The following is a 21,784-nucleotide window of genomic DNA, read 5'->3' as shown; positions in this document are numbered from 1 at the left end:
TTTCTCAACGCGACTTGCGTTTTAGTAGAAGGGCTCTCCAATGCGCAATAAACGCTGGTGATACGACGGCAAGTTCTCTGGCTCACAAAAGCCGGTATTTCGAGCGGTTTCCAAGATCAACTTTGTTGATCCGCCCATAAACTCATAGGCCAAGCGCGTTGCGCGTGCTGTATTAATCGCTTCATGCACCGTGCGGGTCGAATAGCCTTGCCAAAAATTGCGATCAAATGAGGCTACAGGTGTGATGAAGCTGTTGGTGTAAGTTATCGCGTTGCGACTTGACACGACAATGTTAATGCCATCTTCAATCTTTTGAGCATAGCCTTTGAATTGGCGTACGAAGGGTTCATTGGACAAGCCTTGTTCGCTCAAAGACTGACGCGCCTCAGAGCCTTTGAGAAAGGTCCAACCGTCTTTGCGATAGAGAAAATTAGACCCAAGATATAGCGTTCTGGGAAAAGGAAACTCTGACGCGTAAAGCGGCAAAACCCGGTGGGCAAGGTGTCCTCGGGAATGCGTGTTGTTTCAGGGGCGGCAAAATCGCGAATTTCTGGGTGAGACAACAGGTCGGGCTTTACCTGAGCAATGTCTTCAAGCGGCTTGATCAGAATGCGCGCATCGGTTTCGAAGAAGTCACAAATCCGGGCAAGCATATCAGGGCGCGGATAACTTTCGCCATTCAGATAGCGATTGAACTGCGCACGATTGATCTCAAGCTGGCGGCAAACTTTAGACACAGAGGGGTAACCTGCGCACAACAACCTGAGGTTTCGTGCAAATTGAGCACGGATCGCGACCGGGCGAGCTATCTTATCCATTAGCAGTGCTCTGTCGTCGTCATTTCGGGATTTGTTTTCTTCAGGAGTTCAAAAATGAACATGTTTGGATAATTTGATACAAAACTGACACAAGCAGAGTCAAAATTGTTTCAATTGTGCGAAACTTGACCATAAATTGCACGCGAACGATGCGTCAAAAGCAGTGGTGATCCCCGCGATTGCCGTCATACTTCCCCCAGGTTTCGTGGAAAGGGCAATATGCTTGGGGTTGTAATCTGGACAGACGCCACTGAGAGCAAAGCGATCATCTGGTGTGAAAATCATGGTAAACTAACCTTTTTGGGTCAGCACAACCATGCCGACGATATTTTGAAAGTTGATCAAGGTGATCTTATTCAGTTCGATTTGGCTGAACATCGCACGATGCGCCTTGCTCAGAACCCGCGGAAAATTGCACAGCATTATTGTGCCGATTTGGATGGAGTGCTGGCGAAAGCACAGTCCGTTAAATCAGACATCAAAAAGGCGATGCCTGAACGGGACAAAGCGCGCCTAGCACCGCCTAAGAAACAATCATGCAGTGTAATTGACTTTGCGGAAACGCGGCAGAAGTATAAATCTGCCGCGCCGGGGGCTGACTAGGACTTACGTCCCGCGCGACAGGGCGGCAACGCCCGTACGCGCCAGTTCGCTTAGACCAAGCGGGCGCATAAGATCCGCAAAGGCGTCAATCTTTTCGGATGGTCCCGTAAGCTCGAACACAAAGCTCTCCAATGTGCTATCCACAACGTTGGCGCGGAAGATATCCGCCAGCCGCAATGCTTCGACGCGCTTGTCACCAGTACCCTCCACTTTGAACAGGGCTAACTCGCGCTCAACCGATTGACCTTCAACGGTCAGATCGTTGACTTGATGGACAGGAACAATCCGCCCGAGTTGCGCTTTGATCTGATTGATTACTTGCGGTGTACCTGTGGTTACGACAGTGATCCGGCTCAGATTGCCAGAATGATCGATCTCGGCCACTGTCAGGCTTTCGATATTATAGCCGCGCCCTGCAAAAAGTCCGATCACACGTGCCAGAACACCGGCCTCGTTATCGACGATGATTGCCAATGTATGGCTTTCTTGAACGTCGGAAAAATTTGGACGCAAATTATATGCAGAATGGCTAGTCGCGCCTTTTTTGATCTTAAGAGGTGACATTTTCTTGTCCTTCTTTGGTCTTCAAATACCTTAGGGGTGTGGGGGCAAGCCCCCACTGCAATAGATCAACTCGTGCTAAACTAGCACAGAGCCCTTCGCATCAATCACACCCTGCGTGTCCGCTTCACCCAAGAGCATTTCATTATGCGCCTTGCCTGACGGGATCATCGGGAAGCAGTTTTCGTGCTTCTCGACGAGGCAATCAAACAGCACCGGCCCGTCGTGTGTGATCATTTCCATGATTGCATCATCAAGCGTATCGGGATCAGAGCACAAAATGCCTTTCGCACCAAAAGCTTCCGCCAACTTGACGAAGTCGGGCAGGGATTCAGACCAGCTCTCGGAATAGCGCTCACCGTGCAAGAGTTCTTGCCATTGACGTACCATGCCCAAACGTTCGTTGTTCAAAATGAACTGCTTTACGGGTAGGCGATATTGCATCGCAGTGCCCAGTTCTTGCATATTCATCAACCAGCTTGCTTCGCCTGCGACATTAATCACAAGCGCATCAGGATGTGCCATTTGCACACCGATGGAAGCGGGGAAGCCGTAGCCCATCGTGCCCAAACCACCCGATGTCATCCAACGGTTTGGATCTTCAAACCCCAGATACTGCGCGGCCCACATCTGATGCTGACCAACTTCAGTCGTGATGTAGCGGTCATGTTTCTTTGTCAGCGCTTCCAAACGTGCAAGCGCGTGTTGTGGCTTGATAACCTTGCCCTTTTGCTCGAACTTCAAGCACTCAACTTTGCGCCATTCATCAATCTGACCCCACCATTTCTTAACGGCAGCAGAATTAGTTTTGCGACCGCGTGCTTTCCAAACATTCAGCAGATCTTCCAAAACATGTGCAACATCGCCGACAATTGGCATCTCCACGCGGATCGCTTTGTTGATGGAGCTTGGATCAATATCGATATGTGCTTTGCGACTATCAGGACTAAACGCATCAAGCACACCCGTGATGCGGTCATCAAAACGCGCACCAATGTTGATCATCAAGTCACAGCCATGCATTGCCATATTGGCCTCATAAAGCCCGTGCATACCAAGCATGCCAATCCAGCTTTCACCGGATGCAGGATAGCAGCCAAGCCCCATCAACGTAGATGTAATGGGAAAGCCTGTTGCACCCACAAGTTCGCGCAAAAGCTGGCTGGCTGCGGGACCAGAGTTGATCACGCCACCGCCTGTGTAAAAGATCGGACGCTCTGCTTGCTCAATGGCTTCGACAAGCTCGGTAATCGTCTCTAGATCACCTTTAACTTGCGGCTGATAATGCCCAAGGTCTGCCTCTGCTGGTGGGGTGTACTCATCTGTGGCGAACTGCACGTCCTTTGGGATGTCCACGAGAACAGGGCCGGGACGGCCTGTTGTGGCGACATGAAATGCCTCATGCACAGTGCTCGCAAGCTTGGAGGTTTCTTTCACCAACCAATTGTGCTTCGTGCAGGGACGTGTGATACCAACGGTATCAGCTTCTTGGAACGCGTCAGAGCCGATCATGAAAGTTGGCACTTGGCCCGTCAAAACAACAATTGGAATGCTGTCCATCAGCGCATCCGTCAAACCTGTCACCGCGTTTGTGGCACCGGGGCCAGAAGTCACAAGGCACACGCCGGGCTTGCCCGTTGAGCGCGCATAACCTTCCGCTGCATGCACAGCTCCTTGTTCGTGACGCGCAAGCACGTGACGAATGCCATTTTGGTTAAAAATAGCATCATAAATCGGTAGGACAGCACCACCAGGGTATCCAAAGACGGTATCGACGCCCTGATCCTTCAGAGCTTGAATTACCATGTCTGCACCGGTCATTTTCTGGGCCATGCGCCTGTCTCCATCTCATAGGCGTTCAAAACTGTTACACATAAAAAAAGCCCCCGTCCTGACTGGCGGGGGCGCATGGGTTCCCTCACGGGCTGCCTTACGGCTCCATGCGCTTTCGAATTAGAATGACGACGACGTCTTTCATCACTGATCGCTCCTCTTTGCGTCTGCAGACACTATGTCTCTTAAATAGGGTCGTCAACAGTCTGCCTACGAAAAAAGTGACGTCAGTGTAAGATTTTCTTTCCGTTTGTTGCGCAAAATGGGTATTTTGGGACATATGATGGAAGCTGCGACGCTTTTCGATGCCTTTTGGCCGTGTTAGCAAGGGCCCAAATGGGAGATTGAGATGGACTTAGCAGGCAAGAGAGTCGCCGTAAGCGGCGGAAGCGATGGAATCGGACGACATATTTGTTTGAAGTTGGCCGAGGCCGGGTGCGAGTTGGCAATCTTGGGGCGCGATACTGCGCGTCTTGAGGCAGTCAAGCGCGAGGTTGAAAGTGTAAGTGGAGCGCGCGCGCATATATTTGCGGCGGATCTGAATGATACGAGTGTGGTGAGTGGTTTGGGTGCGCAGATTGTATCGCAGATGGGCGGTCTTGATATCTTGATCAACAACGCAGGGGTTTGGCATAAAACTGGCCCACTTGATACGATTTATGAAGCGACGCTTTTGCAAACCGTGCAGGTCAATCTGACAGCCGCGATGATCTTAACACGGAACGTTTTGCCGACATTGCGTGCACAAGATGAAGCGGCTGTTTTGAACGTAATCTCTAAGTCAGGCGTGATAGCTCAGGCGGGCCAATCGGTATATACGGCAAGCAAATACGGCATGCGCGGGTTTACCGAAGTTCTCAAAGAGGACGAAGCAGAGAGCGGTGTCCGCGTAGCAGGCTTGTATCAAAGTGGCACGAATACAGGCATGTTCGCGAAAGCGGGTGAAGACGTGCCAAATCATATATTCACAGAGCCTGATGATTTAGCTGATGTGGTTGTCTTTATGCTCTCGCGGCCTGCAAAGCTTTGGATGCATGAGGTGCGGGTTGAACTATAGGGAGCGATTTTTCTAAAAAAGTCGAAGCCCGTCACGCGTCCCGCCAAGCGCCACATGCAATTCCATCTAATGTCCAATCGCCTACCGTCCAACGCACCAAACGCAACGTTGGATGTCCCACTGCAGCCGTCATACGGCGTACTTGGCGATTGCGGCCTTCGCGGATAGTCAATTTTAACCAGCAATCTGGAACAGATTTGCGAAAGCGCACGGGCGGGTCGCGCTCCCAAAGATCAGGTGGCTCGATCCTCTCCACCTCTGCGGGGCGCGTCATGCCATCTTTTAAGGTTATGCCGGTGCGCAGGCTTTGCAGCGCATCATCGCTAGGAATACGTTCCACAAGAACCAGATAGGTCTTCGGCTTTTTGAACTTCGGATCTGCGATCTGCGCTTGCAGGCGTCCATCGTCGGTCAAAACCAACAATCCTTCGCTATCGCGATCAAGACGGCCTGCGGGGTAGACCTGCGGTACATTTACATAGGCTGACAGGGTGGGGCGGGTTATGCCCTCAAGCCCCTTATCGGTGAACTGTGACAGCACCCCGAACGGTTTGTTCAGCAAAATGACCCGGCTCACAAAAAGGCACCTGTGCCTTGCAACACACCATGTTCCATTGCGTAGCGGGTTAACCCCGCAGTTGACGATATCCCCAGCTTACGTTTGATGTTCTTGCGATGCGTTTCCACCGTGCGCACAGAGATGTTGAGCGCTGCAGCGACTTCTTTGTTGGATTGTCCTTTGGCCAATTGCAGTAAGACCGTTTGTTCGCGCCCCGTCAGCGCATCGCGTGTCGCGGCACCTTCTTCAGGCACCAGCGATCCTTTTGCGCCCGTGCACAGGTAGCGTTGGCCCGTCATTACCGTATCGATTGCTGTCTTTATTTCCTCAGTTGGCACGTCCTTTAGAACATAACCCATCGCACCGTGACTGAGGGCGGTGGTGATATACTCCGCGCTGTCATGCATACTTAGCACCAAAATGCGTGTTTCTTCGCGCGCTTCCAGCAACAATTCAATTGTAGTGAGACCGTTCATTCCGGGCATGTTAAGGTCTAGCAGGATCACATCAGGGGCCAGCGCAACAGCGTTGTCGATAATGTCTTGGCCTGAGGAATAAGTAGCCACAACGTCGATATCGTCAAAGCTCTCCAAGATCGCTTTGATCCCTGCGGCGACCATAGGGTGATCATCAACAATTGCGACTTTCGTTGTCATTGCTTTGGGTCCTCGATGTCGTTTTGCGCCTGACGTCCCTCGGAGTCTGGGGGTAACATATGACTTAAGGGCAGGCGTGCTTCAATGGTGGTGCCTTCCTTAGAGCTTGTGACACTGAACGCGCCATTCAATTGCTCCATGCGTTCTTGCATGTTGCGCATACCACTGCCGCCATTCGCGGATTGGCTCGCCGCTTTACGAGACGGGTCTATCCCTTGTCCATCATCAGATATTGTCAGAATCGCACCGCGCCGATCCCCACGCACGGACACGCGCACGATACTGGCATTTGCGTGGCGTTCGATATTGGTCAACGCCTCTTGGGCCACACGATAAAGTGCGATCTTGGCATCTGCATCAAGCCGGTTGCGAAAGACCACAGTGGAAAATTCGGACGTCATGCCCGTGCGATACGAAAATTCCTCCGTGAGGGTTTTTAGGGCAGGGCCAAGCCCTAGGTCATCAAGAACACCGGGGCGCAAATCGCGGCTTATGCTGCGGATCTCTTGCACAGCACTTGCCAGCCCTTCGATGCCTTTATCCAGCGTTTTCGGAACATCACGATGCTCGGCGCTCAGCTGGCGGCGCGTCACATCCAAAGCGTAGCGAATACCCACAAGCGTTTGACTGATCCCGTCGTGCAATTCGCGCGCAACGCGGCCGCGCTCTTCTTCTTGGGCGTCAAAGACGCGCTGGGTGAGGGCCTTAAGCTTGGTGTCCGCCAAGCGGCGTTCGCGAATGTTGAGCAACATGCCCGAGCCGAAGACGATCAATAAAGCGGCCAATGTTATCGCGCCAATATAGAGAAAGGTTCTGCGTGTGCGCGCCTCTACCTGTGCGCGGCTGGTGGCGACCGTCGCAATGACATCGTCAATGAAAACACCTGTGCCCACAGCCCATTGCCAGCTTGGAAAACTGGTCACATAGGTGATCATGCGCGCTGGCTCACCCGTTGAGGGCTTAGGCCAGATGTAGCTGTGGTACCCGGCACCCGAGCGCGCGATGCTAATCAACTCATCTACGATGGGTGTGCCTTCGGGGTCGCTCAACCCGCTCCAATTGCCATTGATCAATTGCGTGTCGCGCGGGCTTACCAGATTGGTGCCATCATAGTGATAGACAAAGAAACTGCCTTCATCGCCGTAGATCATCGCAGACAAAATCTGCATCACCTGTTGTTTTGCGTCAGCATCATCAGGAGGCGCACTACCGTAGATAAAGTAAAATCCATTGCGTGCTTGTGTGACATAATTGCGTAGCTCTTCCTTCTTGGCTTCGATCAAGGTTTGTTCAAGCGTGGCAATCTCGCGCTCTGCCAATTGACGTGATTGATAGGCGACGATCAGCGAAATTGCAGCGACCGCAACGATCAGCGGAACGGTTCCAAGGAGGAACAGTTTTTGCTTATAGCTTAGTGAAAGAAGGCGGCGCGCTGTCATGACCATTTGCTATCTGCGAATCGAAAGCGAATCAAAGCAATAGCGCTTGCGCGTTAGAGCTCAGGGGGGGGGGCGTTCACAGAAAGGATCGGTGATTAGACACAAAATGCCTGTTTTCATGCGAAAAGACGCGAAAAAACCGCGTCTCTACGCATAACTTGGTATTCCGCTCTGCAATTTTGCTGGGTAGGGTATTTTCACTTGAAACGATCCGCGCTGGGAGGGCTGATCCATCTTGCCTTCTCACGCATCACCACATCTGGGAGGATTCTAAATGGATCGTCGTTCTTTTCTAAAAACATCCGCACTTGGCGGCTCCGCGGCAGCAGCGGCAACACTTGCAGCACCTGCTTATGCACAGGGCAAGCGTGTTCTGACCATGGTTCAGTCTTGGCCACGTGGCTTTGCTGTTCTTGACGACGCGGCAACATACCTGCAGGATATGGTCGGCGCGATGTCTGACGGTCAATTGACCATCGACAAGAAAGCACCGGGCGAGCTGGTTGGCGCGCTTGAAGTGTTTGACGCTGTGTCTTCTGGTCAAGCAGACATGTATCACTCTGCGGACTACTACTTTATCGGTCAGCACCCTGCGTATGCATATTTCACAGCTGTTCCATTCGGCGGTACAGCGCAAGAGCTGACAAACTGGTACCACCACGGCGGCGGCCACGAGCTGCACTCCGAGCTGGGCGAGATCTTCAACCTGAAGTCCTTCCTTGCTGGTAACTCCGGTTCCCAGTCCGGTGGTTGGTTCCGTAAAGAGATCGCATCTGCGGCAGACTTCAACGGTTTGAAGTTCCGTATGCCAGGTCTTGGCGGCAAAGTGCTTGGTAAACTGGGCGCATCTGTTCAGAACATTCCAGGCGGCGAGCTGTATCAAGCGCTATCTTCTGGTGCTTTGGACGGTCTTGAGTGGGTTGGCCCAATGGCTGACGAGCGCGCCGGCTTCCAAGAAGTTGCGAAAGTCTACTACGCTGCGGGCTTCCACGAGCCAGGTTCCGGTCTTGCGGCTGGTGTAAACCTCGACGTTTACAACGACCTGTCCCCACAGCATCAGGCAATCATCTCCAACGCATGTATGGCGACAACGCACTTGCAGTTGTCTGAGACACTTGCAAACAACGGTGCTGCGCTTGCGCGTCTTCAGTCTCAGGGCGTTAAAGTTCTGCAGTTCTCTGACGACGTTTGGGATGCATTCGGTAAAGCGTCCGCAGAAGTCATGGACGAAAACATGGGCGACGAAATCTTCGCGAAGACACGTAAGTCCTTCGAAGAGTCCATGGCGTCCAGCTCTTCTTGGATCGACAAGTCTGACGGCTTCTACGTTCAGCAGCGTAACCGCGTTCTGGGCGGCTAAAACGAGGCAGAAACGACTTGGTTGGGCCCACGCATCGCGCGCTGTGGCCCAGCCTATTCCTTGCCTAAAACGAGCAGCGCGTTATTCAAATAGCGTTGCCAGCAAGACAGGTTTTCTTAAGGGGGGACACCGATGACGGATGAAGCGTCTCGCGGAGCATTCGCCGCGATAGGCGATGGTTTGCTCTGGTTTATTCAGAACATTGGCATGGCATTCTATAACTTCGGTTATGCAATTACCCATCCGGCCAGCTGGCTCGATTGGTCCAATAGCCAATCCCTGATGCGGTTCATCTATTACGGTGGTTCTGTCGAGTTTTTCTTCGTCGTCTTCACGGCATTCTTGATCCTCACGGCCGTTGGCATTTGGCGAAATTCGATCATGTGGGGCTGCGTGCGTATCCTAGAAGGATTTGCCAATTCGGTAGGACGTTTCTTCGCATGGGCGGGTCTTTTTATGGTGATCCAGCAGATCGTTATCGTCTTCATGCAGCGTATTTTCACGCGCCCAGATATTTCTTTCGGCTTCGGTATCCCGCTTCAATTCGACATTTCGTGGTTCGCGGAAGAACTCAAGCTTTACAATGCGTTAGTCGTCTGTCTTTGCGTAACATATACCTTTGTACAGGGCAGCCACGTGCGCGTGGATTTGGTCTATTCAGCTGTCAAATACCGCTCCAAGAAGGTGATCGACATGGTCGGTTCGCTCCTGTTCATGATGCCGGCTGCTGTGTTGATTTGGATGTATGGCTGGTACTTTATGTGGCGTCATCTTGTGACGCCAAAGGTGTCCGCGTCTGACAACATTGACCTTTTGATGCGTAAATCCAAATTGCTGAAGTGGAACGTAGAAACTATCGGTTTTTCACCCAACGGATTTACCGCTTACTTCCTTTTCAAGATCCTGCTCGTTGCCTTCACTGTGATGGTGTTCTTGCAAGCAATTGCGTTCTTCTACCGCTCTTATCTTGAGTGGAAAGAGGGTCCAGAAAGTGAGGGCAAGTACCTCGACAAAGACACGCTCGGTGAGGGTGAAGAAGCTTATGAGGGGACGCACTAATGGCGCATTTTCAGCAAAAGTGGGAACCGATTATGCATTTCGAAAATGCAACCAATGTGTGGGAGGCGTAGTCGATGATTTTTGGACTTGATGGCGTAGAAATTGGCCTGATCATTGTCGCCCTGTGTTTGTTCGGTGGCATCCTGTCGGGCTTTCCTGTGGCGTTCGCCATTGGTGGCGCTGGCGTAATTTCTTTTGGCATCATTGCGATGCTGGATGGGGCGGGCCTGCTTATTCACCAAGCGATTGATACTGGCTCGGCGATGTATGTCGATCTAATCAATTCCGGGATCAAGGCGGATGCGATTTCGATCTTCCGATATCCCGATTTGCCCCGAATGGAAGAGCCCGTCTTCCCACGTGGTTGGGAATTCGCGCTTGATCGCAACGTTTCCTTTATTGTGAACCGCATGAACGAACGCGTTCTGGCTGGACAATCCATCGAAACGCTTCTCGCAGTTTTGATGTTTGTTTTGATGGGAATCACACTGGAACGTTCCAAGATTGCCAATGATTTGCTGACAACTATGGCAAAGGTCTTTGGACCGCTGCCCGGTGGTCTGGCTGTGTCTGTTGTAGTTGTGGGCGCGTTTCTCGCGGCCTCCACAGGAATTGTGGGCGCGACGGTTGTGACCATGGGGCTGCTCAGCTTGCCGACCATGTTGCGCAACAATTATTCGCCCGAAATCGCCACAGGAGTCATTGCAGCCTCAGGCACGTTGGGGCAGATAATTCCGCCTTCTATCGTTATTGTTTTGCTCGGCACTTTGGCGGGGGATCTTTACTCATCCGCACAGGAGTCGCGTGCGATTGAAGCGGGCTGTACGGATGCTCTAACTTACCTTGGTGAACCTGCGGTTCTCTCGGTCGGTACATTGTTCCAAGCAGCGCTTTTGCCGGGGATCTTGCTTGCGTTGCTCTATGCGCTCTATGCATTCGGCTACGCCTTGGTGAACCCTAGCAAAGCACCTGCGGTTGAAATGGGCGTAAGCAACGGCGACGTTATCACGCGCTCTGAAAGCTTCACATGGTTCCTTGGTGTGCCGGTCGCGTTGATCGCGGGTCTGATGTTGATGAGCAATCTCAACATGGTGGGCAGCCAAAGCATTCAAGTCGATAGCTACACAGACATCGGTCAAGGCGCGAGCCTGCGCACAAACGTGAGCGAACAATGCCAAGCTTCAATGATTGGTCTGCATGGTCAAGAGGCGTGGGATGCGGCGATTACCCAATCTGCTGAAATCGAAGCCGCAGGCGGTGTCGCAGAAAGCGTGAAACTATCTGAAGAAGAGATCGCAGCAGCGGTTGTTGCTAAGGCAGACGCGGCAGCGCCCATCGGCACTGGCATTGCGATCCTTGCAATCCTCTTCGCATTGATCCTGACTACGGCGCGCGGTGCACGCCCCGCTGCGGACCATCGCCCGATTTATATCGGCTTGATTGGTGTCGTGCTTGGGCTGTTGGTGGATATCTTGTTTATCCGCCCAACAACAAGTGCGGGTGCCGCCGTGGTTCTTATGCTGATCCCATGGGCCATTGCACTTTATGGCTGTACTTTTGCGGCCATTATGCTTTCCAAGAACGAGCTGGTTCGCGTGGTCTTCCCACCGCTTATCTTGATCGTGGCTGTTCTAGGCTCGATCCTTGGTGGGATCACCAATCCAACGCCCGCAGCGGCGCTTGGGGCAGGGGGTGCAATCATGCTCGCGGCCTACCGTCGATTGCGTGAAGATGACAAGTCAGGCAAGGTCGTGATCTTCTCCACCTTAGCAGTGATCTTGATGATCCTGATAGGTGTGAACTTCGATTTGCGGGTAAACCAGGGTAGCCCGAGCTTAGAGACATGGATCGCCTTTGCCTTTGCCTACACGGCTTGGCTCTATGCGTTCTTTGGCTTGCTGTTCTCTTGCTACGTTTTGTTCAAGGCGGGCATTCTACCGCCCGTCGTACGCGAAACGGCCAAAGTGACCAGCATGGTCTTCACCATCCTGATCGGCTCGCAAGTCTTGAACCTTGTCGTGATTTCATTCGGTGGCGAGCACTATATCCAGCAGTTCCTCAAGAGTTTCGACAATGAGCTGACGGTCTTCTTGATCGTGATGCTCGTGCTCTTTGTGCTCGGTTTCGTGCTTGATTTCCTAGAGATCATCTACATCGTGATCCCAATCGTCGGCCCCGTCATTTATGGCGGCACATTCGACCCGAAATGGGTGACGATCATGATCGCGGTGAACTTACAAACGTCGTTTCTGACACCACCCTTCGGCTTCGCGCTGTTCTACTTGCGCGGGGTTGCACCGAAAGGGGTCACAACAGGCCATATCTATCGCGGGGTTGCACCGTTCGTGTTGATCCAAGTGGTTGGTTTGGGCCTGCTCTGGATGTTCCCAGCCATCGTGACAATCGTACCGGATCTGATCCCGAATTGATTTGATCATTGGTTGAGTTGAAAAGAAAAGCGAGGCCGCTTGGCCTCGCTTTTTTTAAGGTCGGTTTGTTTGTTCGATATCACATAACACCCGTTATGCCGTATTCTCACTTCGTCTTAGTTCCTTATTCTAGGCAGAGCCGAAAAATCGAGCGCTCCTATTCACTTCGGCACAACCTTGTATCCACCCGGAAGCGATATGCCAGCCACTTGTTTTGCGATAGATGGCGTTGAAAGTGGATGCAATGTTGGCTTAAACTCGTTTGGGTCGCGCATTTTGTGCCATTCGCCAGCTGAGAACACCTCAAGACCCTCAAAGCTGATTTTGTAGCCCATCTTTGGACTGCCCGGCACCCAGTAGCCCAAGTAAACATAAGGCAAGGCGGCCGCCCGGGCGATCTCGATGTGATCGAGAATGATATGTGTGCCAAGCGATTGGCGCGGGACATCAGGGGTATAGAAAGAATACACCATGCTCACCCCGTCATCGAGCACATCTGTCAAACACACGGCCTCAAGGACTGAGGTGTACTCGTTCGTGTATTCGATCACACGGGTGCGGATCGGGGTTTCTTCAACCATGGCTGCAAATTCGAACACGTCCATATCGACCATGCCACCCGCCGCGTGGCGAGATTCAAGATAGGTGCGAAATACTTCGTATTGCTCTTCCGTGGCCCAAGGCGATGTGGCCCGGCGCACGAGATGCGCATTCCGTTTCAGGACGCGCTTTTGGCTTTTGCTTGGGGCGAAGGCTGCGACCTCGATACGGGCAGACAAACACGCAGCACAGTCCGCGCAGGTCGGGCGATAAAGCACATTTTGCGAACGCCGGAATCCTTGCTTTGAGAGGCTGTTGTTCAAGGTTTCCGCACCTTCACCTTGCAAGGTTGTGAACAATTTCTGCTCTATCCTGCCCTCAAGATAAGGGCAGGGCTGCGGGGCAGTCACATAAAACTGCGGAACAACGGGGAGCGAATGGCGCATGCGTGTCAGGGTTCCTTTGGTTGGAAACTAACACTCTAACACCAGATGATCCAAGCTAGAATTGGATGCAGCGAAAACCGGTCTTTAGCGGCGGTTGATCATCACCGGCCCCAGCGCCATGTCAGTCAGACCTTGGCCACGTGCGGAGCCTGCCATGCAGATCATCGACACGATCTGGATCAGAAAAAAAACGTGACAGAGATCGAAGAACCCAAGGCCTTCACAAGCGCTCGGCAAAAATTAAAGTGCTCACCGCGCGCGTCGCGCAGCTCGATAGACATCATACGCATGCCCCAAGATTGCAGATGAGGACGCGATTGTCAGACTGCGATAAGCAAAGCCGATGATCAGGGCTAGGACGGGAAAAAAGAACATGCCGATGAAGGCCGTGGAGGGGAACGCCAATGTCATAGCAATTGTAAATATGGAATCGAGAACCCCAGCATAGAGCCGCTTGCTTGGCACAGAGGCATAAAATTGCGGCGCTTGGATCGGGTCGGAAAGGTTGGCGAAGGTCTCGGTCATGGTCCTTCTATGGGTTTGGTTTTGAGGATACGGGCTGCCCTTGGGAGGAGAAGGCGGTCCGTGCGTTTTTCACTGCTTATGCGTCTTCAGTTTCTTTCGAGCTTGCGGCCACTTTTGCGTGGTTATCAATGAACTCGTCAAACTCTGCCTTGTCCTTTGCGTCACGCAGGCGCTGCAAGAAATCTTCAAAGCCGCCTCGCTCGTCTTCTAGGCGGCGTAGCGTGTCTTCTTTGTAGGCGTCAAAGGCAGTGTTGCCAGAGGGGCGCATCGCTGAAAAGCCATGGCGGGCGGATGATGTGCGGCAAGAACGTGAGAACATGCGTTTGTTCCAGATCATATAAAACAGAAGGGCGAGGCCGACGGGCCAGACAAAAATGAAGCCAAGCACCATGGCCGCAATCCACACGCTTTTGCCTTTGCTGTCGAGCCAGGCCTCAGAGCGGGCGAACCAACCTTGGGGCTGGGAAGTGTAGGCGAGGTCGAGGGTGGATATGTGGTATTCCTATTTTCGGTTACGTTGTAAATGTGAATGACTGTCACATTGAATAAGATGGTTGCTTTCCTGCGTGTCAAAAGGGTTAATGTGAACGTTTTTTACATTATTTAGATTTATATCTTGAAATCATATGTTTGCGCGTCGGAGATGCGTGAGACTATTGCAAGTGCAGCGTTGAATACATGGCGTGGCATGCCCGCAGCCCCCCAAATTTCGTCAAATTCTATCAATCTCGGATCGAAAAACGCCCGTGGCTGCCGAAGGTAACTGATGGGCGAAACCCCGCCAATCGCAAATCCCGTTTGCTGACGGATCACCGTCGCATCGGCTTTGCCCAAAAGGCTCCCCCGCGAGTTTTGACGCCTTTGCCACATCTACCTGATTGCTGCCTGCAGTCAGAAACAAGATGCAGTGCTCCGAAGTCTCCCCGAGAAAAATGATGGATTTAACGATTTGATCGACTACGCAGCCAATTTCTTCCGCTGCCATTTGGGCGGTCGTTGCTTGGCCTGTCTCGATGTTTATATCGGGTAAGTCTTTTACGATAAGCGCTGCGTGCACGCGTTTCAAGGATTTCTTCATGCTCGTTCGCCTTTGATCAAGATGATCTCGTTAGAACCTTTCAATTGTGGACTTGCAAATCCCGCCGCACCGCGACTTCATAGAAGGATGAGCAATTTTTCGTCCATCATGCGCGTGCCAACACCATTTGATGCCTCACTAGGGCAAGAAGCGCTTGGTTTCCTACCAGCACTTGATGGCCAATTGCGCGATCTGGTTTTAGGAGCCGCTGGTTGTAGTCCCTATCTCAAGAGTTTGATTTATAAAGAATCCACGTGGCTGGAGGAGGCGCTTGACGACCCCAATGCGGCGGTCGAAATACTTTTCGCAGACCTGCCAGAGGTCGAGTCCAAAGCCATGTCAACCACGCTGCGCCAAGCCAAGCGGCGTATCGCTTTGATCACAGGTCTTGCGGATTTGGGTGGCGTTTGGCCGCTGGAAAAGGTCACCACTGTTCTTACAAATTTTGCTGACCTTGCGGTCAATTGCGCGCTGCGTTCGACCATCGGCGCAGAAATTGCGCGGAATAAATTGCCGGGCATGGATGCGAGCAACATTGTGGACGCGGGTGGCATGAGCGTGCTCGCCATGGGCAAGATGGGCGCGCATGAGCTGAACTATTCCTCTGATATTGATCTTATCTGTTTGTTTGACGAGACCCGTTTTGCACCTGACGATTTCCACGATGCACGTGCGTCATTCGTGCGTGCGACCCGCCGTATGGCGGCAATGTTGAATGATCTGACAGGGGAGGGTTACGTGTTCCGCACGGATCTACGCTTACGCCCCGATCCTGGTGTCACGCCAGTTTGCATGGCGATGGAAGCGGCGGAGCGGTATTATGAAAGCCTTGGTCGCACGTGGGAACGCGCCGCCTACATCAAGGCGCGTCCTTGTGCAGGCGATTTTCAGGCAGGCGCAGGTTTTTTGAAAACGCTGACGCCTTTCGTATGGCGCAAGCACCTAGACTTTGCAGCCATTCAGGACGCCCATGATATGCGCCTGCGCTATCGCGAACACAAAGGGCTGGGTGGAAAGATCAAACTGGCAGAACATAATATGAAGCTTGGCCGCGGTGGGATCAGGGAGATCGAGTTCTTCACTCAAACCCGCCAGATTATCGCAGGCGGCCGCAATCCTGAATTGCGTTTGCGCGGTACAGTTGAGGGACTTGCGATTTTATGCGCCAAAGGCTGGGTACCGGATGAGGCGGCCGCTGCGCTTACCGATCATTACCGTGCGCACCGTGAGGTGGAGCACCGTTTGCAAATGTTTAACGATGCACAAACCCATACTTTGCCGAAATCGGACGAAGGTTTTGCACGCCTTGCCGCTTTTATGGGTCGTGAGGAGGCGGAGTTGCGCAAGGATCTGATGGCGCGTTTGCAGGCAGTTCATGATCTCACTGAGGGGTTCTTTGCCCCAGACGCCGCCCAGCTTGAGAGCAATCACAGCTTTGATGAAACAGTCATCGGACGTTGGCAAACCTATCCTGCGCTCCGCTCTGAACGCGCAGTGGAGATTTTCCAACGCTTGAAACCAGATGTCTTGAAACGGCTCTCAAAGACCGCTAAACCCAATGAATCCTTGCTCGCGTTTGACGGTTTCCTCGCGGGTCTACCAGCGGGTGTGCAGCTATTCTCGCTGTTTGAAGCCAATCCGCAACTGATTGATTTACTGATTGATATTGTAGGCACCGCGCCCGCGCTCTCGCGGCATCTGTCGCGCAATGCGGGGGTCTTTGACGGGGTGATCGCGGGGAGTTTCTTCGCGGATTGGCCCGGCGTTGATAGTCTCAGCAGTGATCTGAGCGAGGTTCTTGGGCGCGAGACCGATTATGAACGCAAGCTGGATGCCACACGTCGTTGGGCCAAGGAATGGCATTTTGGCGTTGGGGTACATCACTTGCGCGGGCTTGCGGATGCGGACCAGGTCTCCATGCGCTACGCGGAACTAGCCGAGGGGTCATTGTGTGCACTTTGGCCGCATGTGGTGGCGCAATTTGCGACCAAACACGGCAACATGCCGGGGCGCGGTGCGGTGATTGTAGGCATGGGTTCACTCGGGGCGGGGCGATTGAATGCCACGTCTGATCTTGATTTGATCATGATCTATGATGCGGATGGCGTTGAGATGTCGACGGGCAAACGTTCGCTGCCTGTGCGCCAGTATTATGCTCGTTTGACCCAAGCGATGGTGACGGCGATGACTGCGCCAATGGCGCAGGGGCGGATCTATAAGGTGGACATGCGCCTGCGCCCGTCGGGTACGCAAGGGCCTGTGGCGACCTCTTGGCAAAGCTTTCAGGACTATCAGAAAAATCACGCGTGGCTATGGGAGCATTTGGCTTTGACGCGTGCACGTGTGGTTGCGGGCAGTGAGGATCTGGCGCGCGACGTCGATGACTTGCGCGTCTCAATTGTGCAAAGTCCGCACGATCCTGAGATGATTCTGAGCGAAGTCGCCAAAATGCGAGAGCGCATCCAAGCGGTCAAGCAAGCGCAATTTTGGGATGGCAAGCTCGGGGCAGGACGATTGCAAGATATCGAACTTATGGGGCAGGCGGGATTGCTTGGCGCTGGCAGTACAGCGCGCGATATTGAATCAGGTTTACAAGAATGCGTCGCATTGGGCTGGATGGACGCCGCACAAAGCGCAGCATTGAGCCGCAGTTACAGGCTTTTTTGGCATATCCAGTTGGTGACCAAACTGCTGAGCGAAACAGTGATTGATGATGCGCATATGCCAGAGATTATTGGACAGGGCGGTCTCACGTTTCTTTTGCGCGAATGCGAATTTGACACGCTTGCGGCACTACGCGCGGGGATCGAAGGGGTTGGCGAAACAGCGGCGATCGCGCTAGAGAGCGTGTTGCCAGACATAAAGGACGTGCCATGATGCGATCACTCAAAGGCGACGCACTTGATCCCAAAGGCTTGGTGGCTGAGGCCTATAAAATTGATGGGATTACGGCAGCGGAATGCCGCAGTATTTTCCTTGATTGGGCGTTGAGTTTTCAAGGTGACAGCAAAGAGGCGTTGACAGTTCTCCTTGACCGCCATGGTGATGAAGATCACCCCATGACACAGGTGATGCGCGAAGGATTAACCGCGTCCGATCGTCCGCGCAGACGAGGTGGTTGGCGCAGTCGAGACCGTCCTTGAGTACGCTTTTGCAAAAAGGCCGTTTGCGCGCGCGTCAAAGCACAGACCGCGCAGATGTTGCAGCTGCGCAAGCGTTGCGCGCGCTCGCATTTGGCTGTGATGATGCGGATGCATTGGACGCGCTCTGTAAGCATCTTTTGGTGGAAAACATCGAAACCGGGGCGGTCTTGTGCTGTTTTCGCATGCTTTGCCTAAATGGAAGCACACTCTCGAAAAGTTATTCTGCTCAATATTACGACTTGGCTGCGCTTTCGCTGTTTGAAGGGCAAATGGTAGAAATGGGCCGTTTTTGCACACATCCCGATCATGGCAGCGACCCTGACGTTTTGCGCATGGCTTGGGGTGCAATGACCGCCTACGTGGACGCGCAAAAGGTCGAATTGCTGTTTGGCTGTTCATCCTTTTCGGGTACTGAGACGGCGACCTATCTCGATAGCTTTGCGATGTTGAGCGAGCGCCATCTCGCCCCTGAACGTTGGTTTCCTCGCGTGAAGGCACCTGATGTGTTTCGCTTTGCCGCGCATGGGCTTTGCACGCCCGATATCAAACGCGCGATCCGGGCGATGCCACCGCTGTTGCGCACATATTTGATGATGGGCGGTTGGGTCAGCGATCACGCAGTGGTCGATCCGCAGATGAACACGCTGCATGTGTTTACTGGCGTTGAGATCCGCGCAATTCCTGCCGCGCGCAAGCGGCTTTTGCGCGCTGTTGTCGGATAATAAGCCAGAGATTATTTGCCAAGTTGAACAGTACCCGTTGACCTTTGCTTGGGCCTTGCGTAGCTGGCAGCATGGCACGCGCACCGATCCTCCAGCTCTCCAATATCTCGCTTACTTTTGGCGGTGATCCTGTATTCAAAAGCCTCGATCTTGTGGTGCAACCAGGCGACCGAGTTGCGTTGGTGGGGCGCAATGGATCGGGCAAATCCACCTTGTTGAAGGTGATGGCCGGATTGGTGGAGGCTGATACAGGTTCTGTTGTTGCTGGCCCGGGCATTAACGTGGGTTATATGGAGCAAGAGCCGGACATGGCCGGCTTTGCTACCCTAGGTGATTTCGCGCTGAGCGCGCTTGAACCATCCGAGGCGTATAAGGTTGATCGCGCTGGCGCAGGTTTAAAATTTGATCCTGCTCGGGCTGTTTCAACCGCTTCTGGTGGCGAACGTCGCCGTGCCGCGCTTGCGAAATTGATGGCTGAAGCACCGGGTTTGATGTTGCTTGACGAGCCGACGAACCATCTTGATATCGAAGCGATTGGATGGCTAGAGAACGAGCTTAAAAGCACGCGCACTGCATTTGTTTTGATCTCGCACGATCGTGCATTTTTGAATGTACTTACTCGTGCAACCCTCTGGATTGACCGTGGGAAAGTGCGTCGTCAGGAAAAAGGTTTCGCACACTTCGAGGCGTGGCGCGACACGGTCTGGGAAGAAGAGGACATGCAGCGCCACAAGCTTGATCGCAAGATCAAGTCTGAAGCGCGTTGGGCGGTTGAAGGCATTTCAGCCCGCCGCACACGAAATCAGGGTCGGGTGCGCGCCTTGCAGGATTTGCGCGCAGAGCGTGCATCGCAAATTCGGCGCCAAGGCACGGCAGCTATGGCACTTGATGGCGGGCAAGCCTCAGGCAAAAAGGTGATCGAAGCGGTTCAATTGTCCAAAGCGTTTGATGGAAAATCCATCGTACGCAACTTCACATTGACCGTACAACGAGGTGACCGCATCGCGTTCGTTGGCCCTAATGGCGTTGGAAAAACGACGCTTATCAAGATGCTCATGGGCGAAGAACCTGTTGATAGCGGTATCGTCAAGCTCGGTAGTAAGCTTGAGCCTGCGATCTTTGATCAAGCGCGTTCACGTCTTGATCCTGATATGACGCTTTGGGACAGTCTGACAGGTGATCCTGAGATGCGCGTTTCTGGCAAAGCCGACCAGATCATGGTGCGCGGCCTACCGAAACATGTGGTGGGTTATCTCAAGGAATTTCTGTTCGATGATGCGCAGGTGCGTGCGCCTGTTCGTTCGCTCTCAGGTGGTGAAAAAGCGCGGCTTTTGCTTGCGAAGATCATGGCGCGCGAGAGCAATCTTTTGGTGCTCGACGAGCCTACGAATGATCTTGATGTAGAAACGCTGGATCTGTTGCAGGACTTGCTAGGCGACTATCCGGGCACCGTTTTGCTGGTTAGTCACGACCGTGATTTTCTTGACCGCGTCGCAAGTACAACAATCGCGATGGAAGGCAATGGGCAAGCCACCGTCTACGCGGGTGGGTGGAGCGATTATCAGGCGCAGCGCATTGAAAACGCACCGGAGGTCGTCGCAAAATCTGGGGGTGCCGCTGGCAATCCCGCTGAGAGCGGTGCGTCAAAAGACATGGGCACACAAAATGCCAAGATGACCTTCATTGAAAAACATAGGCTTGAAGAGCTACCTGCGGTCATGGAACGCCTCAGCGCTGAGATTGCCAAGCTCGAAGAATTTATGAGTGATCCCAACCTCTTCACAGATGAACCTGTGAAATTTGCCAAAGCCAGCGACGCTTTGGTCGAGCGACATTCAGCCCTCAGCGACGCGGAAGAAGAATGGCTTATGCTTGAGGAGAAAGCGGGCGGCTAAGACGTGGATACCACGCGCTCATGATCATGACGGTCAGCGCAATGCGGTAAACATGCGCAAGCGTCACAAGTGCGGGATCTGCTGCAATGCTGAGCGCGACGAGCGACATCTCATTGACACCGCCTGGAGCGAGGCTTAGCCAAGCGGCACTGAAGCTCACATCTGCGAGCGAAGTGATGAGGAGGGCCAACACGGCCCCAAGTGCAAGCATCATTGCTGCAGAACCAAGCGCAAGGATCAAACCCCGCTGCACAATCGCGCCGCTTAACCCGTTGAAGCGTAACCCAAGTGTCGTGCCAATGACGATCTGTGCGAGGATGATCAACCAATTCGGCAGCGTCAGTGGTAGCCAACCCGTGGATGTCAAAAGCCCTGCAAAAATCATTGGCCCCGTGAGTTGTCCTGCGGGGATACGCAACATGAGACCAAGTGCGTAGCCAACGGCCCCAGCAGCGACGATCTGCCAAAGCGGGCTGCTGGCCGCATGCGAGAACTGGCTCAGGCCCGCCGCGCTGCCAACAGGATGACCGACCCAAATTGACATCAACAGCGGGATAAGCATGACCACCAAAACGATCCGAAGAAACTGTTGAACTGTTAAGATCGCAGCTTTCGCGCCTGCGCGCTCGCCTAAGGTCAGGGCTTCGATCAAGCCACCGGGTGCTGCGCAGAAAAAAGCTGTGGGGACGTCATATCCGCCAAAACGCTGCATGAAGCGATAGTTTAGCCAGTGTGCAATAGGAGTGAATAGGGTGACAATCAGCGCAATGATTGCGATCGGTTGCCATGACGAAAGCGTTTCAAGGTGAACCTGTGCTCCGATCAGCAAGCCGATGCTCGCAATGAACGGTGTGCGCAGATGAACAGGCGGTTTGAAGTCCTGCGTTATTATGCTTGGCAAAAACGCTACCGCCAAAGCGCTCGCGGCCATAGAGCCGAGCATGTGGGGCAAAGGTACAGGGAAAAACGCGAAAATCCAACCGCCCAAAGCGCCAAGCGCAAGGAACAGTGCGGAGATTATAAAAGTGCGAAGCATCAAACCGTGCTAACATTCCTATGCG

General features: G+C 53.2%; 21 protein-coding genes and 1 pseudogene. 9 read left to right on the top strand and 13 right to left on the bottom strand.

The features are described from left to right. Positions 1 to 21 precede the first annotated feature (21 nt). Positions 22 to 372, bottom strand: a complete 351-nt coding sequence (locus tag QZ280_RS12860; RefSeq protein WP_293444813.1) for a hypothetical protein — start codon at positions 370 to 372, stop codon at positions 22 to 24. After that, on the bottom strand, positions 369 to 737 hold the full coding sequence (locus QZ280_RS12855; RefSeq protein WP_293444811.1) for a helix-turn-helix transcriptional regulator: 369 nt from the start codon (positions 735 to 737) through the stop codon (positions 369 to 371). The genes QZ280_RS12860 and QZ280_RS12855 overlap by 4 nt, the downstream gene beginning before the upstream one ends. Positions 738 to 1,037: 300 nt before the next feature. Between QZ280_RS12855 and QZ280_RS12850 the strand changes: the two genes are divergently transcribed. Further along, positions 1,038 to 1,421 carry a hypothetical protein gene (locus QZ280_RS12850; protein ID WP_293444810.1) on the top strand — a complete coding sequence of 128 codons (384 nt, stop codon included), beginning with the start codon at positions 1,038 to 1,040 and terminating at the stop codon, positions 1,419 to 1,421. A 3-nt stretch (positions 1,422 to 1,424) separates the two neighbouring features. Here QZ280_RS12850 and ilvN read toward each other — a convergent pair whose 3' ends face one another. Together ilvN and QZ280_RS12840 are read right to left on the bottom strand one after the other, a co-directional pair. Then, positions 1,425 to 1,985, bottom strand: coding sequence for an acetolactate synthase small subunit (gene ilvN, locus QZ280_RS12845; protein ID WP_009827601.1), 561 nt, complete (start codon positions 1,983 to 1,985; stop codon positions 1,425 to 1,427). Between the two features lie 75 nt (positions 1,986 to 2,060). Continuing rightward, entirely contained in the window at positions 2,061 to 3,815 is a 1,755-nt protein-coding gene (locus QZ280_RS12840) for an acetolactate synthase 3 large subunit (protein WP_293444809.1), read from the bottom strand. A 349-nt stretch (positions 3,816 to 4,164) separates the two neighbouring features. Between QZ280_RS12840 and QZ280_RS12835 the strand changes: the two genes are divergently transcribed. Beyond that, complete coding sequence (locus tag QZ280_RS12835; protein WP_293444807.1) at positions 4,165 to 4,872, top strand: SDR family oxidoreductase; 708 nt, start codon at positions 4,165 to 4,167, stop codon at positions 4,870 to 4,872. Between the two features lie 31 nt (positions 4,873 to 4,903). On the opposite strand, the gene QZ280_RS12830 is transcribed toward QZ280_RS12835, so the two are convergent. The 3 genes from QZ280_RS12830 to QZ280_RS12820 are packed head-to-tail and all read right to left on the bottom strand — an operon-like array spanning position 4,904 to position 7,526. Next, positions 4,904 to 5,449 (bottom strand): pseudouridine synthase, encoded by a 546-nt coding sequence (locus QZ280_RS12830; protein ID WP_293444805.1) that lies wholly within the window; start codon positions 5,447 to 5,449, stop codon positions 4,904 to 4,906. Next, the gene (locus tag QZ280_RS12825; RefSeq protein ID WP_293444803.1) at positions 5,446 to 6,087 is read right to left on the bottom strand and encodes a response regulator transcription factor; all 642 of its coding nucleotides are present in this window, start codon (positions 6,085 to 6,087) and stop codon (positions 5,446 to 5,448) included. Before QZ280_RS12825 ends, QZ280_RS12830 begins: the two co-directional genes overlap by 4 nt. Continuing rightward, complete coding sequence (locus QZ280_RS12820) at positions 6,084 to 7,526, bottom strand: cache domain-containing protein (RefSeq protein WP_293444801.1); 1,443 nt, start codon at positions 7,524 to 7,526, stop codon at positions 6,084 to 6,086. The genes QZ280_RS12825 and QZ280_RS12820 overlap by 4 nt, the downstream gene beginning before the upstream one ends. Before the next feature lie 274 nt (positions 7,527 to 7,800). On the opposite strand from QZ280_RS12820, the gene QZ280_RS12815 reads away from it, so the two are divergent. The 3 genes from QZ280_RS12815 (at position 7,801) to QZ280_RS12805 (ending at position 12,374) form a co-directional block, all read left to right on the top strand. Next, entirely contained in the window at positions 7,801 to 8,886 is a 1,086-nt protein-coding gene (locus QZ280_RS12815) for a TRAP transporter substrate-binding protein (RefSeq protein ID WP_293444799.1), read from the top strand. Between the two features lie 132 nt (positions 8,887 to 9,018). Then, positions 9,019 to 9,945 (top strand): TRAP transporter small permease subunit, encoded by a 927-nt coding sequence (locus QZ280_RS12810; RefSeq protein ID WP_293444797.1) that lies wholly within the window; start codon positions 9,019 to 9,021, stop codon positions 9,943 to 9,945. Between the two features lie 74 nt (positions 9,946 to 10,019). Beyond that, a complete protein-coding gene (locus tag QZ280_RS12805) occupies positions 10,020 to 12,374 on the top strand; it encodes a TRAP transporter large permease subunit (protein WP_293444795.1) in 2,355 nt (784 codons plus the stop codon). 161 nt (positions 12,375 to 12,535) lie between these two features. Here QZ280_RS12805 and QZ280_RS12800 read toward each other — a convergent pair whose 3' ends face one another. From QZ280_RS12800 to QZ280_RS12780, 5 genes and pseudogenes are all read right to left on the bottom strand, one after another. After that, positions 12,536 to 13,360, bottom strand: a complete 825-nt coding sequence (locus tag QZ280_RS12800) for an arginyltransferase (protein WP_293444793.1) — start codon at positions 13,358 to 13,360, stop codon at positions 12,536 to 12,538. Between the two features lie 84 nt (positions 13,361 to 13,444). Then, positions 13,445 to 13,597, bottom strand: coding sequence for a hypothetical protein (locus tag QZ280_RS12795; RefSeq protein WP_293444791.1), 153 nt, complete (start codon positions 13,595 to 13,597; stop codon positions 13,445 to 13,447). 12 nt (positions 13,598 to 13,609) lie between these two features. Beyond that, a complete protein-coding gene (locus QZ280_RS12790; RefSeq protein WP_293444789.1) occupies positions 13,610 to 13,885 on the bottom strand; it encodes a hypothetical protein in 276 nt (91 codons plus the stop codon). A 76-nt stretch (positions 13,886 to 13,961) separates the two neighbouring features. Next, positions 13,962 to 14,378 carry a DUF2852 domain-containing protein gene (locus tag QZ280_RS12785; protein ID WP_293445200.1) on the bottom strand — a complete coding sequence of 139 codons (417 nt, stop codon included), beginning with the start codon at positions 14,376 to 14,378 and terminating at the stop codon, positions 13,962 to 13,964. Positions 14,379 to 14,494: 116 nt separating this feature from the next. Beyond that, positions 14,495 to 14,963: pseudogene (locus tag QZ280_RS12780) on the bottom strand (YbaK/EbsC family protein). Positions 14,964 to 15,050: 87 nt separating this feature from the next. Here QZ280_RS12780 and QZ280_RS12775 point away from each other — a divergent pair. The 4 genes from QZ280_RS12775 to QZ280_RS12760 all read left to right on the top strand — a co-directional run bounded on the left by QZ280_RS12775 (position 15,051) and on the right by QZ280_RS12760 (position 20,723). Continuing rightward, complete coding sequence (locus QZ280_RS12775) at positions 15,051 to 17,840, top strand: glutamine-synthetase adenylyltransferase (RefSeq protein ID WP_293444787.1); 2,790 nt, start codon at positions 15,051 to 15,053, stop codon at positions 17,838 to 17,840. Beyond that, complete coding sequence (locus QZ280_RS12770) at positions 17,837 to 18,106, top strand: hypothetical protein (RefSeq protein ID WP_293444785.1); 270 nt, start codon at positions 17,837 to 17,839, stop codon at positions 18,104 to 18,106. The genes QZ280_RS12775 and QZ280_RS12770 overlap by 4 nt, the downstream gene beginning before the upstream one ends. Further along, positions 18,103 to 18,828, top strand: coding sequence for a GNAT family N-acyltransferase (locus QZ280_RS12765; protein WP_293444783.1), 726 nt, complete (start codon positions 18,103 to 18,105; stop codon positions 18,826 to 18,828). The genes QZ280_RS12770 and QZ280_RS12765 overlap by 4 nt, the downstream gene beginning before the upstream one ends. A 71-nt stretch (positions 18,829 to 18,899) precedes the next feature. After that, positions 18,900 to 20,723: an ATP-binding cassette domain-containing protein gene (locus QZ280_RS12760; protein ID WP_293444781.1), complete on the top strand. Its 1,824-nt coding sequence runs from the start codon at positions 18,900 to 18,902 to the stop codon at positions 20,721 to 20,723. Here QZ280_RS12760 and QZ280_RS12755 read toward each other — a convergent pair. Continuing rightward, positions 20,695 to 21,759, bottom strand: a complete 1,065-nt coding sequence (locus tag QZ280_RS12755; RefSeq protein ID WP_293444779.1) for an AbrB family transcriptional regulator — start codon at positions 21,757 to 21,759, stop codon at positions 20,695 to 20,697. The genes QZ280_RS12760 and QZ280_RS12755 overlap by 29 nt on opposite strands. Positions 21,760 to 21,784 lie beyond the last annotated feature (25 nt).

The sequence above is a fragment of the Planktotalea sp. genome, from assembly GCF_018607995.1.
Lineage (GTDB): Bacteria > Pseudomonadota > Alphaproteobacteria > Rhodobacterales > Rhodobacteraceae > Planktotalea.
This window is presented reverse-complemented; position numbering and strand designations above follow the sequence as displayed.